The organism is Desulfoferrobacter suflitae (genome assembly GCF_022603395.1).
GTDB lineage: Bacteria > Desulfobacterota > Syntrophobacteria > Syntrophobacterales > Syntrophobacteraceae > Desulfoferrobacter > Desulfoferrobacter suflitae.
The window spans coordinates 162826-176836 of sequence record NZ_JAIBKA010000010.1 but is presented as its reverse complement, the minus strand read 5'-3'; the positions used below and the strand labels follow the sequence as shown (position 1 = coordinate 176836).

12 protein-coding genes are annotated in these 14011 nt (G+C 55.5%); 9 read left to right on the top strand and 3 right to left on the bottom strand.

Annotated elements, in window-relative coordinates; genetic code table 11:
* The first annotated feature begins 23 nt into the window (after positions 1–23).
* Positions 24–1187 (top strand): ADP-forming succinate--CoA ligase subunit beta, encoded by a 1164-nt coding sequence (gene sucC / locus K1V27_RS17435; protein ID WP_258931334.1) that lies wholly within the window; start codon positions 24–26, stop codon positions 1185–1187.
* 12 nt (positions 1188–1199) lie between these two features.
* A complete protein-coding gene (sucD, locus tag K1V27_RS17430; RefSeq protein WP_258931333.1) occupies positions 1200–2066 on the top strand; it encodes a succinate--CoA ligase subunit alpha in 867 nt (288 codons plus the stop codon).
* On the opposite strand, the gene K1V27_RS17425 is transcribed toward sucD, so the two are convergent.
* Entirely contained in the window at positions 2063–2428 is a 366-nt protein-coding gene (locus K1V27_RS17425) for a winged helix-turn-helix domain-containing protein (protein ID WP_258931332.1), read from the bottom strand. The genes sucD and K1V27_RS17425 overlap by 4 nt on opposite strands.
* A 254-nt stretch (positions 2429–2682) precedes the next feature.
* Here K1V27_RS17425 and K1V27_RS17420 point away from each other — a divergent pair, with 254 nt between their 5' ends.
* Positions 2683–3924 carry a molybdopterin molybdotransferase MoeA gene (locus K1V27_RS17420; protein ID WP_258931331.1) on the top strand — a complete coding sequence of 414 codons (1242 nt, stop codon included), beginning with the start codon at positions 2683–2685 and terminating at the stop codon, positions 3922–3924.
* A gap of 110 nt (positions 3925–4034) precedes the next feature.
* Here K1V27_RS17420 and nusG read toward each other — a convergent pair whose 3' ends face one another.
* Together nusG and K1V27_RS17410 are read right to left on the bottom strand one after the other, a co-directional pair.
* Positions 4035–4634: a transcription termination/antitermination protein NusG gene (gene nusG, locus K1V27_RS17415; protein ID WP_258931330.1), complete on the bottom strand. Its 600-nt coding sequence runs from the start codon at positions 4632–4634 to the stop codon at positions 4035–4037.
* Between the two features lie 295 nt (positions 4635–4929).
* A complete protein-coding gene (locus tag K1V27_RS17410; RefSeq protein ID WP_258931329.1) occupies positions 4930–7878 on the bottom strand; it encodes a DEAD/DEAH box helicase in 2949 nt (982 codons plus the stop codon).
* 168 nt (positions 7879–8046) lie between these two features.
* Between K1V27_RS17410 and K1V27_RS17405 the strand changes: the two genes are divergently transcribed.
* The 6 genes from K1V27_RS17405 (at position 8047) to thiL (ending at position 13908) form a co-directional block, all read left to right on the top strand.
* A complete protein-coding gene (locus K1V27_RS17405; RefSeq protein WP_258931328.1) occupies positions 8047–8685 on the top strand; it encodes an MBL fold metallo-hydrolase in 639 nt (212 codons plus the stop codon).
* A gap of 92 nt (positions 8686–8777) precedes the next feature.
* A complete protein-coding gene (locus K1V27_RS17400; protein ID WP_258931327.1) occupies positions 8778–9704 on the top strand; it encodes a radical SAM protein in 927 nt (308 codons plus the stop codon).
* 26 nt (positions 9705–9730) lie between these two features.
* Positions 9731–10813, top strand: coding sequence for a type IV pilus twitching motility protein PilT (locus K1V27_RS17395; protein ID WP_258931326.1), 1083 nt, complete (start codon positions 9731–9733; stop codon positions 10811–10813).
* Positions 10814–10973: 160 nt separating this feature from the next.
* The gene (locus tag K1V27_RS17390) at positions 10974–12170 is read left to right on the top strand and encodes a type IV pilus twitching motility protein PilT (protein ID WP_353740611.1); all 1197 of its coding nucleotides are present in this window, start codon (positions 10974–10976) and stop codon (positions 12168–12170) included.
* A 5-nt stretch (positions 12171–12175) separates the two neighbouring features.
* Positions 12176–12829 (top strand): thiamine phosphate synthase, encoded by a 654-nt coding sequence (gene thiE, locus K1V27_RS17385; RefSeq protein WP_258931324.1) that lies wholly within the window; start codon positions 12176–12178, stop codon positions 12827–12829.
* A 56-nt stretch (positions 12830–12885) separates the two neighbouring features.
* Positions 12886–13908 carry a thiamine-phosphate kinase gene (gene thiL / locus K1V27_RS17380; RefSeq protein ID WP_258931323.1) on the top strand — a complete coding sequence of 341 codons (1023 nt, stop codon included), beginning with the start codon at positions 12886–12888 and terminating at the stop codon, positions 13906–13908.
* Positions 13909–14011 lie beyond the last annotated feature (103 nt).

Here is a 14011-nt window from a genome sequence, read left to right as displayed (position 1 = left end):
TGTTAGGGCGAGCGAGGAGAAAAATGAAAATTCATGAGTATCAAGCAAAAGAGCTTTTTCAAAAATACGGAGTTCCTATACCTCGTGGACAGGTGGCCTTCAATGTTGAGGAAGCCAAATCCGCGGCGGCAGAATTAGGAACATTGCCAGTGGTGATTAAAGCTCAGATTCATGCCGGAGGCCGCGGCAAGGGCGGCGGCGTCAAGCTGGCGAAGACACCTGTCGAAGTGGAAGAGGTGGCCCAAGCGATCCTTGGAATGACCTTGGTCACCCACCAGACGGGACCCGAGGGAAGGCTGGTGCGCAGAGTTCTGGTGGAAGAAGGACTGGCGATTGAAAAAGAGCTTTATCTGGGTATGCTGCCCGATCGATCCAGTGCCAGGGTGACCATTATGGTCAGCGAAGCCGGCGGTATGGATATTGAGGAGGTGGCTGCAAAAACGCCCGAAAAAATCATCAAGGTCCAGGTGGATCCATTGCTTGGATTTGAAGCGTTTCAGGCGCGACAGCTGGCCTATGGTCTAAACCTGGAGCCGGATCTGGTCAAGCTCTTCGTGCCGATGGTGGCCAGGCTCTACAAGCTGTTCTGCGAATATGACTGCTCGCTGGTGGAGATCAATCCCTTAATCATTACACGGGATAGGAACATTTTGGCTCTGGATGCCAAAGTCAACTTTGATGACAATGCGCTTTTTCGGCACAAAGACATACTGGAATATCGGGATCATGACGAGGAGGATCCCGCGGAAGTCGAAGCTTCCAAATACAACCTCAACTACATCAAAATGGATGGGAACATTGGCAACATGGTGAATGGTGCCGGCCTGGCTATGGCTACGATGGATATTATCAAACTGGCCGGGGCCGATCCCGCCAATTTCCTTGATGTGGGCGGAGGTGCGAGCGAGGAAATGGTTGAAAACGGTTTTCGTATCATCTTGAGCGATCCCGCTGTCAAGGGAGTTTTTATCAATATTTTTGGTGGGATACTCCGCTGTGACATACTCGCTCAGGGAGTTGTGGAAGCGGCCAAGAAGGTTGATGTGCGCGTACCGGTCGTTATTCGCATGGAAGGCACAAATGTGGAGAAGGGCCGCAAAATTCTTGAAGCATCCGGAATGAACTTGACAGTAGCATCAGATTTGACCGATGCCGCCCAAAAGGTTGCAGCAATCGCTAAAGGTTAAAGGGGGAATTTCATGAGCATTTGGGTGGATCAGAACACTCGTTTGTTGGTGCAGGGGATAACTGGCCGTGAAGGTCAGTTCCATACCATGCAGTGCGTTGCATACGGGACCAATGTAGTGGCGGGAGTTACCCCCGGCAAGGGGGGGCAGAAGGTAGAAGGCATACCCGTTTTCAACACAGTTGAAGGAGCTGTGCGTGAGACCGGCGCCGACTGCGCCATGATTTTTGTGCCTCCTGCCTTCGCGGCGGATGCCATCCTGGAGGCGGCGGAGGCGGGAGTGCCGTTGATAGTGGCTATCACCGAAGGTATTCCCGTTCTCGACATGATGAAGGTGAAGACGTACCTGAAAAACCTGCCTTCGCGCCTCATCGGTCCCAACTGCCCGGGGATCATCACTCCCGGACAGTGCAAGGTAGGAATCATGCCGGGTCCCATACACAAACCGGGGCCGGTGGGCGTTGTCTCACGCTCGGGGACTCTAACCTATGAGGTGGTTCATCAGTTGACTCAGCAGGGGATAGGGCAAAGCACTTGTATCGGTATAGGCGGAGACCCGGTCAACGGAACGAATTTTATAGACTGCCTGAGCGCGTTCCAAGAGGATCCGGACACTGAAGGCATCGTCATGGTTGGTGAGATCGGCGGTTCAGCAGAGGAAGAAGCATCCGAATTCATTGCCGAGAATTTGACCAAGCCGGTGGTGGGTTTCATCGCCGGTTTGACCGCTCCTCCGGGGCGCCGCATGGGGCATGCTGGAGCGATCATCAGCGGTTCCAGCGGCACCGCTCAGGCCAAAATAGAAGCCATGCGCAAAGCGGGGATCACCGTGGTAGAGAACCTGGGCAAACTGGGAGAAACCTGCAAGAAGGTCTTCTAGAGTGCCTCGTTGCTGAATAAATCCTGAAAAATACTGTCCGCTTTGTTTTGGGTCAATTTCTGCAGTTGGCGAAAGCGTTTGACAAGGGCCTTGCCCAGGGGGGTCAGTTCCGAGCCTCCCCCCTGGGCGCCTCCCACTCGACGACTTAACAAAGGCTGCCCCAGCCGTTCTTCAGTGGCTTTGATTTTCCCCCATACTGCACGATAGCTCATGTGCAGCTCTTTGGCTGCCGCAAGAATGGATCCTTGTTCTTCGATCGCAGTTAAGATGCGCAGACGGCCCGAACCAAAAACCATGTTGCCGTCCTGGTCTTCAATCCAGATCTTAGACTTGATAACGAGTCTTTTAGGCTTTGTGGGCATTTTCTCAGTTCCCTTTTTATGCCGATACAGGATGCAGGCGCCATCGGGGAGCCGACTACTCAAGCGACGCACAGCATCTCACCAGCGGCCGCCGTGCAAATACTGCTCTGGCTGGCTCATAGTGGCACATCCCTATTTTGACGTCAATGGACTGATTGTTAGTGCTTCTGCAGGACTGACCATGGGCTATGTTGCTTTCGGGTGCACTCTGGAGCAGTACGGATAAAATCACCAATAAAATGCGAGAGAAAATCATGTCTCAGTTCCTCAAGGTGAAGAGCGCGGAAGAAGTTTTGCACATCATAAAAAATTTCGAACCGCTCCCCAGTGAGTCGGTTGCCCTGCAAATGGCGCGTGCACGTGTGCTTGCGGCGGCCGTAAAGGCACCGGAACCGCTGCCGCATTTTGAGCGGGCCACTATGGATGGTTTCGCGGTGCGTGCCCGGGATACCTTCGGTGCCACGGAAAGCCTGCCGGCACTCCTCGAGGTTGTGGGCGAGATTACCATGGGAACTCAAGTCTCGGCCAGCCTCGAGCCGGGACAGGCGGTCGCTGTGCCGACCGGAGGCATGCTCCCGGTCCATGCGGATTCGGTCGTGATGGTGGAGTATACGTACAATCTGGACGAAAAAACCATCGAGGTGATCAAGCCCGTCGCTCCAGGTGACAATGTGTTAAGAATTGGGGAGGACATAAAGCATCACGAAAATCTATTTTCTGTCGGCTGGCGGCTGCGTCCCCAGGATTTGGGCGTGCTTGCCGCACTGGGAATTTCCCGCCTCGAAGTGCATCGCCGACCGCGGGTTGCGGTCGTTTCGACGGGCGATGAGATTGTTCCGATAACGGCAGATCCACCGCCGGCCGGCAAAGTACGGGACATCAACAGCACCACACTGGCTGCAGAACTGGAAGAAGCCGGGGCGATCGTCACTACCAGAGATGTGGTTGTCGATGATCTGGATGCACTGGTGGCGGCGACCCAATCCGCACTTGTGGAAAATGACATGCTGCTCCTCTCAGGGGGGAGCTCGGTCGGTGCCAGGGATTTTACCCTGCAAATTCTCGATCACTTTGCAGAAGCTGAGCTGTTGGTCCATGGAGTCGCCATTCGACCCGGCAAACCGACGATATTGGCCCGGGTGGGCAACAAAATATTTTGGGGACTGCCCGGCCAGCCGGTGTCCGCTCTGATGATCTACAGAACCTTTGTGCTTGCCTCGCTGGCGCGGCTGGAAGGCCAGGTGGACATTGCCGGACTGAGTGGCACTCCCATCAGAGCCACCCTCAAGCGCCAGTTGCCGTCAGTCCAGGGGCGAACCGATTATGTGCCGGTCATGCATTCATGGAGCGAGGGGCAGGATTGGGCGGTCCCGATATTCGGCAAATCGGCCATGATCAGCATATTGGCAAGAGCCGATGGATACGTGATCGTGCCGGAGCATGTGGAAGGCCTGGAACAGGGCAGTGAGGTTGAAATTCACCTCTTTTCCCGCTGAACTCCCGGATGCAGGGAACACCGGCAGCAAATAACCGTCAGCCGGCCGGGGCGGGTGCGCAGGCATGGGCGTCCTTCTCCCGCTGCAATTGCCGTCGGGTTGTTTTGTCTCTAATTGGCAGACCCCGGCAGCAACTCGACATCCTCTATATCCAACTCGACGGCCACGGATTGCTTGATGATGTCAATGCTGACAACCAACCGTCCCTTTTTGGGATTGTGCCGCAATAACAAGCCCACACACCCGCTCAGAGGACCGCGCCTGACCCGCACCCAGTCGCCTTCTTTGAGATAATGATGGAGACTCAGGTCGCAGCCGGCCCCCAACATGGTCTGGAGGCTTTGAATCTGTTGCTCGGGAATGGGTAAGGGCCCTTCCGAATTCCGCAAGATGGTGATAGCACCCGGTGTTTTTAAAACGTTGACGTTGGTGTAGTTGTCAAGAACCGTGTGAATGAAAACATAGCCTGGAAACAACGGAACACGGATTTTCTTCCTCCGATCTTTGCGTTTGCTCCACGACTCCATGAGGGGCAGAAAAGCATCGATGGACTTTTGTTCCAGTCGCTTCGCTACTTCCTTTTCGTGGTTCACTTGCACATAGAGTGCGAACCATGCACTTTCATCGCCGGTCAGGCTTGGGTATACCAGACGACGCCCGGATGAAACACCCTCATCACTTGTTCCTGGAATTTTTATTTCTTCGGCCATGGTGCTTTCGTTTCTTCCTATATTCAGTGATCGTCCCCACAGAAACGCCGGGGCATTCAGTCAACCGATACAGAACGGGTTTAGGCTTTCGTGGTTCGATTGTGCTGCTGCGCACTCGCCGTTGTCCGGCGGGATATCCGAACTTGCCCTTACAGGGCTGACAAAGCCGATGCATCATGGATATATTTCATACAATATTTTGCGTCAGCGGACAACGGGTCCGATCAACCGTGGGCGGTCAAGAGGGCGTAAAAACATATCTCAATCGGGCACATTGATCCGATTGCATGATCCATTATGTCAAGGGGGCCTTTTGTCTTGTCGAAAGTATCTCTTCCAGTTTCCATTCCGTCGGAATCCTTAAGAGTTGCTCTTGCCTGTTGTGATACAGCAGATATCCCTTCTCCAATGCATGATAGAAAAGATCCCGCGTCAATGCCACATCTTCTTTGCAGTAGTCAACCACCCAATCGACTTTGCCTTCCCGCATCCATTGGACGGCCTGAATGCCGTTGCCCGATTTGCTTCTGCCCAGGCAATGGGTGGCCAGGTGATCCAGGCTGAGTCTGAAACCCAGTTGCTGGTGGATTTCCTTGAGCAGATCGAAGGTGGAAAGCTTGTTGAAGTCGATCGGCGTATAGGCTTTGAGCACTTCGTAGTCGAATCCCAGAACGTTGAACCCAACGATCAGGTCGAGTTCCTGCAGATGTTTGATCAGCCGGGGCACATCGTCCTCGAAGTAGACGTGGAATGTTTCGGTCGGAACCTCATAAAGAACGGCTACCGCGACCCGCATCAGGTGTTTGTTTTGCCAGCCTCCCACCTCGTTGGCCAGGCGTTGGGTTTCGAGATCAAAGAAACCAATGCGCGGGCCGGACTGGCTCACTGCCGGCAAGACCTCCACTGATATCCAGTCAGGCTCGTCTTCCGGGGCCGTCGCCACTGCCGCCGGTTCTGCCAGCTGCCGTTTTCCGGTGAGGCAGTTCAAGATGGCGAGGGCGGCTTGTTTGTCGAGGGGCTTGTTGCCGGCGCCGCATTTGGGGGAATGGATGCACGCCGGGCAGCCCTCCGAGCAAGAACATGATGTCAGCAACTCGAGAGTCTTTTCCAGCAGAGGCAGCACGATTTCATAGCCTCGCGCCGTTAAACCGATGCCGCCGGGGAAGCCATCGTAGATAAAAATGGCACTCTTGCCGACCTGAGGATGATGCGGCGATGCGATGCCGCCGATGTCATTTCGATCGCACAGGGCAAACAGCGGGAACATGCTGATCATGGCGTGTTCAATGGCATGTATTCCACCCATGAAATGCAGTTTGTCCTGCCGCACCCGCTCGGCAATGAGCGGCTCTATTTCGATCCATAGCCCGATCGTTTCAAAGACTTGCTCGGGAAGATCAAGGCTATTGAAGCCCAGAAGCTCCTGAGAGAACAATCTTCGCATTTCATACCCTGTGATTGTCTCAGTGACGCGCAGCCGTCCCAACCGGGCAATGAAGTTGGCTGCCGGTTTGGATGCGAGAATTTCCAGTATTTCGGTCTCCTTCTCGCTTTTGACCCTGGTCAGATAGGGTGTGTGGTTTGTTGTCACTTCGATCAATCGGCTCTTCACATCCAGCTTTTCCACCTGATAGGGCACACCTCGATGCAGATAGACCGCACCCGGATGACACTCCTTGAAAGCCCGGACGCCGTCACTTTTGCCCAACGGGACTTTCTTGCCTTCGTCCGTGGTTTTGACAATGGCGAATGCACTGCCGATGGAGCGTATATCGACATCCTTGTGCGGGCGCCTGCTGCGCGCCAGCCATCGCTCTCCTTCAGCGGTCTGGAGTAGTTTACCCGACTTGGTGAGTTGCGCCACAGTGCGTGCGACGATTGCGTCTTGTTGTTCTATTTCCCGTTTGTCGAGGGGGAGCTCTGCAGCGGCACAGGGAAGGTGAGCTTTTAGAATTTCCTGGTTGAATGGATTGGTCACCGCCAGTTCATACTGGCTCCGTAGAAATTGATCCGGGTGTTGCACAATGTACTGGTCCAGCGCATCCAGTTGAGGAATCAGGATGATGGCCGATTCCTGCCCGCTTCGTCCAACCCGTCCCCCGCGCTGCCAGGTATTCATGACGGTTCCGGGATAGCCGGCCAGAATGCACAGGTCCAGGCCACCAATATCGATACCCATTTCCAGGGCGCTTGTGGAAATGACCGCGGCAAGCGAGCCATTGGCCAGTTTTTGCTCGATGGCGCGCCTCTCCTCCGGGAGAAATCCCGCACGGTAGGAGCTAACCCGCTTTGCCAGTGTGGGCGCCGACCGAATGACGCTCAGATGGAGTAATTCCGTCAGCTTTCTGGACTGAGTGAAGACGATGGTTTTGAGCCCCGATTCCGCCGCCAGTACGAGCAGTCGAGCAGCCAGACCGGGAAGATAGCTGCCGTGTTGTTCCTCTGGTTGGAGAAAAATAAAATGCCGCTTCGTTTGGGGAGTTCCGTGATCTCGCACGACGGCTATGTGGTCTCCACTGGATCCGAGCAGCTGCTGTGCCAGTTCCGCGGGGTTGGAAATGGTAGCGGACAATAAAATGAATTGCGGGCGGCTTCCATAAAACCGGCAGATTCTCTGGAAGCGGCGAAAGATCTGAGCAACATGACTGCCGAAGATCCCTCGATAGGTGTGCATCTCGTCAACCACCACAAAACGCAGATGCTTCCAGAAAGCTTCCCATTTACTGTGGTGAGGAAGTAGCGCATAATGCAGCATATCAGGATTCGTCAGGAGCATGTGCGGATGATGTTGCCGTATTTTGGTTCGGTGGTACGGTGCGGTGTCGCCATCGTAGACAGCGGCGGAAAAGCGCCGGCGGCACTCTATGGCATCCAGGAACGTCTCGAGGGTTGCCAGTTGATCTCTGCTGAGGGCCTTGATAGGGAACAGGTATAGAGAGCGTAGTTCAGCGTCGGAAAGGAGCTCCTCAGTGACCGCGAGATTGTAGATGAGCGATTTGCCGCTGGCGGTAGGGGTAGCCACCACCACGTTCCGGCCCGCGCGAATCTGCTCCAGCGCCTGAGCCTGGTGACTGTAGAGGCGATAGATGTTGAGCTTGCCCAGGGCCGCAGTGAGAACTTTTGGCAGAGGGGGTGGCGGGAGGTCAAGGTAATCGCCTGATCGGTGCGGCAAAACGGCATGATGAATGACTTTGGCTCCGCGCCAGCGCCTGGTGAGCAAAATATCGAGAAAATTTTGAATCACGGGAATATTCCCCACAAGGTATCGGGTTTGTACAAGGTTCGTGCATGTGAAGTGCCCACCCCCGGCTGTGCGGAACTTGACAGCATTTGCCGCAGGTTGTTATCGGAAAATAGGTTACCCAATTGAAAAGTCGCCGGCAAGTGTTGCCTTTTCAAAAAGGAGGAGACAATGCATCTGCAAGAAGCCCTGAAAAAGATCCACTGGCTTGGTCATGACACGGTAAGGATCGAGGGCAGTCAGGTGGTCTATTTCGACCCTTATCAAATATCCACAACGCAACCCGCCGATCTCATCTTGATCACTCACGAACACTTCGACCATTGCTCTTCAGAGGATGTAGGAAAGATCCAGAAACCGGACACAGTGATTGTCACGGATGCCGCTTCAGCCAAAAAACTCAAAGGCGACATCCGGGTCGTTGCCCCGGGGGATCGCCTGCAGGTGAAAGGAGTGAGTATTGAGGTCTGGCCTGCGTACAATGTCAACAAAGATTTTCACCCCAAGAAAGCGGGGATGCTTTCTTTTGTTGTGACGCTCGATGGTGTGCGCTATTTTCACGCAGGAGACACCGACCTCATTCCGGAAATGGAGGAGATTGAAGCAGATATCGCGTTTCTGCCGGTCTCCGGAACCTATGTCATGACAGCTGAGGAGGCCGTGCAGGCCGCCAAGACCATAAAGCCAAGTTTGGCTGCGATTCCCATGCATTATGGAGCCATCGTGGGAACCGAAGAGGATGCCGGAAAGTTCAAGAAGGCTCTTGACGGAGTCGTTGAGGTGGCTATCCTTGCCAAAGAACAAGAGTGAGATAGTATTGAGGGTGCCTGCACGGCCCGCCTGTGAAATGGTATGAAAGGCTCGATCAGTGGCCCGAATCAATTGGCGTGAGGAGGCAGCCAATGCCGGCCGCCTACCGTGAAGCACATCAGAATGGTCGGTTGCAGCGGAGCATCGAGCGGAGCCTTCGCTGGATGGCCAAATGCACCCTGTGCCCGAGGTTTTGCCGAGTCAACCGCGTGCAGAACCAGGTGGGCTTTTGCCGCACCGGACGTTTGGCCGTTGTGGCCAGCTATGGACCGCACTTTGGCGAAGAATCACCTTTGGTCGGCAGCAACGGTTCGGGTACCATATTTTTTTCCCATTGCAATCTGCTCTGCATTTTTTGCCAGAACTATGAAATCAGTCACGGGGGTGAAGGTGTTCCGGTTACGGCAGGACAGCTGGCCAACATCATGCTTGATCTGCAGAAACGCGGGTGCCACAATATTAACTTGGTTACACCGTCGCATGTGATTCCGCAGATCCTCGAGGCGCTCCCCGAGGCGATTGAAAAGGGTTTGAAGGTGCCCCTGGTGTACAATTGCGGAGGCTATGAGCGGGTTTCGGCCCTGCGACTGCTGGATGGAATTGTGGACATTTACATGCCGGACTTCAAGTTCTGGGACCCACAGGTGGCCGACCAGATGTGCGGCACCCGCGACTACCCCGAAAGAGCGCGCCAAGCCTTCAGAGAAATGCATCGTCAGGTTGGCGATCTGCAATTGGAAGCGGGCGGGATCGCCTGGCGCGGTCTCCTGGTGCGGCATCTGGTCATGCCCTCCGGTTTGGCCGGGACCGGCCCGATACTGAAATTTCTGGCCAGTGAGATTTCCAAGAATACCTACCTCAATATTATGGATCAATACCGGCCTTGTGGAGGTGCCCTGGGAAAGCCTCACATGGGTAGAAGCATCACCCACGACGAATATGCTGAAGCCCTGCAAATGGCTCAGGACTTAGGGCTCAAACGACTTGATAAGCGACTGAAGAACTGGCTGTTCCTCTAGAAAGACCAAACTGAAAGGGCCCTTTTATGGCCAGAATTGATGCATTCTTTAAGCTCATGCATGAACAGAAGGCTTCCGACCTGCATCTCGTCTCCGGTCAGGCGCCGGTGTTGCGAATTCGCGGCGATTTGGAGAGAGTCAAATTCAAGGTTCTGGACGATGACGAGTTGAGGTCCATGCTGTATGAGATTACCCCTGAGGACAAGATCAAAATTTTTGAAGAAACGGGGGATCTCGATTTTTCTTATGAGATCACCGGTCTGGCCCGCTATCGTGCCAACTATTTCAGGCAAAAAAACGGCATAGGCGCTGTCTTTCGTGAAATCCCCAGTGACATTATGAGCGTAGAGCAGTTGGGGCTTCCCCCGGTGATCAGCAGGCTTGCCCTGCTCCCGCGCGGCCTGGTGCTGGTGACCGGTCCCACCGGCAGCGGTAAATCCACAACCCTCGCGGCCATCATCGACGAATGCAACCGCAAGCGCAAAGACCACATCATCACCATCGAAGATCCCATTGAATTTGTGCACACCAGCAAAAACTGTGTGGTCAACCACCGTGAGATCAACACCCATACGCAGTCTTTCACCAGTGCACTGAGAGCATCGTTGCGTGAGGATCCCGACATCATCCTGGTGGGTGAAATGAGAGACCTGGAAACCATACGCCTGGCCATAGAAGCGGCTGCCACCGGTCATCTGGTTTTCTCAACGCTGCACACCACCGGTGCTGCCAAGACCGTCGATCGTATCATCGAGGTCTTTCCCACCGGGGAACAGCCGCAGATTCGCTCGACTCTCGCAGATGGTCTGCGTGCCGTCATTTCCCAGACCCTGTTTAAACGCGTGGACGTCAAGGGCCGCATCGCGGTCTTGGAAATCATGGTGGCCACGCACGGTGTGCGTGCCATGATCCGGGAAGCGAAAACCCATCAACTCCCCTCCGCCATCCAGACCGGCAAAAAGTACGGCATGCAAACTCTCGACGATGGCATCATGGCTCACCTCAAGGCGGGGCGAATTGACCCCAATGAGGCTTACATGAAGTGTGTGGACAAAGAAAAATTCAAGCCTTATTTGACAGAGACTCCCGCAGACTTCACCGAAGTCTGATGCCCGGGGGGCATCGCTGGAGTCGCGCCGATTGCGGCAGCCCTTACCGCCGACCGGCGATTGATCTCCATGAGTATAGGTGCTGCTGCCCATCGTGCAGCAGCGATGTGCTTGCGGGAAAGATCCGCCGGCACGCAACGGTCCAATCGAGGTTCATTCGGTGACGCGCAAAGAATTCGATTTTATCCTTGGCCGCATGCTCGACGAAAACCCGCGATTGTCGGACATAAACTTTACCGTCGGTAAGCCCCTGCAGGCGGAGGTCGACGGTTTCCTCAAAGCCGTTTGCCAAGATCTCGGCATCGAGAAGCTCACCCCGTATCACACCGAGACGATGATGCTGAACCTGGTCGGCAATGATCGGCGCGGCATTCGCCACCTCCTGACCCATGGCTCCTGCGATGTCTCCTATTATTTGTCCGGTAGAGCCCGCTTCAGAGTCAACATTTTTTCGCAACGCGGCAACTATTCTATCGTCATGCGCCAGCTCCCGACCAAAGTCCCGACTTTGCATGAGTTGGGCTTGCCCGCGGTGCTCAGCGAAGTGGCGCGGGAAAAGAACGGTATTGCCCTGGTCACGGGTGCCACCGGCAGTGGTAAATCCACAACCTTGGCGGCCGTTCTCAACATCATCAATCGCGAAAAAGCGGTTCACGTGGTCACTCTGGAGGACCCCGTTGAATTCGTCCACGAGCCTCTGAGGGCCACGTTCAATCAAAGGGAACTCGGCCTCGATTTCGATAGTTTTGCCAACGGACTCCGGGCGGCTCTGCGACAGGCGCCGAAGGTGATTCTGGTGGGAGAAATGAGGGATCGTGAAACGGTTGAAATTGCTCTGAGTGCAGCGGAAACTGGCCATTTGGTGCTGAGCACGCTGCACACGGTTGATGCCGGTCAGACCATTCACAGAATCATCGGCATGTTCGAATTGGAAGAAGAACGACTGATCCGCATCCGCCTGGCTGACAGTCTGCGCTGGGTTGTATCCCAGCGGCTGCTCCCCAAAGCCGGCGCAACCGGGCGCGTGGCTGCGCTCGAGATCATGGGAACGAATCTGCGGGTCCGGGAAGCAATTGTCCATGGTGAGTCGGAAGGCAAAACATTTTACGAAATGATACAGCAGGCCCGGCCGTTTGGTTGGATCACCTTCGACGACAACATTATCGACCTCTATCAGCACGGGCTCATTACCGAGGAAACGGCGCTGGCATATGCTTCCAAAAGAGCTGTGGTCAAGCGCGGCATAGACCAGATCAAAGCCGCACGTGGGGAAAAGACTACCGACATTGAAGGGCTCCAAATCGACCAGGAATACTCTGAACGAATCGGCCAATCCAAAGGGTTTGCCGGGGAGTGAACGGCATGCGCAGGAGCAAAGCGGTCGACTGGTCTCTCTATCTGGTGACCGATCCGAACCTATCGCAAAGCCGCCCCCTCCCTCAAACGGTTGAGGCGGCCGTAAAGGGTGGCGCAGGAATCGTCCAGTATCGGGACAAACAGGCGGGCACGCGAAAGATGGTGGAGACCGCCGCCGCATTATGTGACATTTGCCATCGACTGGGGGCGTTTTTCCTGGTGAACGACCGGGTCGATGTTGCCCTTGCAGTGGGTGCCGATGGAGTGCATGTGGGCCAGGAGGATATGCCCGCCGTCATTGCCCGAAGGCTTTTGGGGAAGGATAAGATGGTCGGGGTTACGGTGCACAATGCTGTAGAAATCGCGCAGGCAGAGCGGGACGGGGCCGATTATCTCTCGCTGGCTCCCGTCTTTGCCACATCGACCAAGCCCGACCACCAGACTCCCTTGGGCCCGCATGGAATCAAAATGCTGGCGGCTGAGGCGCATCTGCCTGTAGTCGCCATCGGCGGGATCAACCAATCCAACGCGGCCGAATTGATTCGCAGCGGGGTGCAGGGCGTTTGTGTGGTCTCTGCGGTGCTGTCCGCAGACGACCCATTTTCAGCCGCGCAAACGTTGTGCCATGTGATCCAGGCTGCCAAGGCGGAGCGCCGTTGACGGCGATCCGTACCAGCTTTCTTTAAGGTATGCGGCGTGTCGGGTGAGAGGGGCTCATGCTGATAAGCGATCTTGGAGAGTTTGGTTTAATCGACAGAATAGCCCGTTTCCTGCCTGCCGGACCTCCCGATGTGGTGGTCGGCGTTGGCGATGACGTAGCGGTCCTGCGTACCGGGTCTCGCGAGTACCTGCTCGCCACCTGTGACATCCAGATCGAAGGCGTGCACTTTTTGCCCGAAAGGATTTCCGCCTATCAGTTGGGCCGAAAAATCGTCGCCATCAATGTCAGTGACATTGCCGCCATGGGGGGAATTCCGGCGTGGGCACTGATTTCTCTTGCGTTGCCTGCGAGCCGGCCCGTGAGCTTTGTCGATGAACTGTACCGCGGCATGCTGGAAGAAATCGAGGCTGCCGCCGCCGCCATTGTGGGAGGGAATGTCAGCAAGAATGACGGCGGGGTGGTGGTCGATCTTTTCCTTATGGGGAAAGCAGAGCCGCAAAATCTCATCCTCAGGAACGGCGCCAAGCAGGGAGATTTGATTCTCGTTACAGGCACCCTGGGAGACTCCAGGGCAGGTCTTGAGGTGCTGCGTGATGATCGCCTCAAAGTCGCGCAAGAGGTTCGACAGCGGGTTATGGTGAAACACCTCACCCCCCGGCCGCGCTTGCGGGAGGGTCGGGTGCTCGGCCGCTGCGGCAAGGTGCACGCCATGGTGGACGTCAGCGACGGTTTAATGGCAGATCTGGAGCATGTGTGCAGGGCGAGCGGGGTGGGAGCCGAAATCTGGGCCGACCAGGTGCCGGTCGGCGCCGCCTGTTCCCAAGTGGCCTTGGCCTCAGGGGTGGAAGGATTGGACTGGGCTTTGTCCGGCGGGGAAGACTATGAATTGCTGTTCACCGCTTCCCCGGATCAGGCCGCCGCAATCGAGAGCCTGCTGGTGAACGAAACAGGAACTTCCTGCCGGGCGATAGGGCGAATAACGGCTGCGCAGGGCGACATTGACCTGCTGTTTCCGGACGGCCGCAGGCTGTCCTATTTGATGGAAAAAAGAGGATGGGATCATTTTGCGCCACCGTGAAGCGCGGCAAATGGTCTTTTCTGCAGCCGTTTTGGAGAGACTCCAGGCGGCCCGGTGCAGCCTTTAGTCTTTCGGATTGGCCGGGAAGAGTCTGCCGACATGT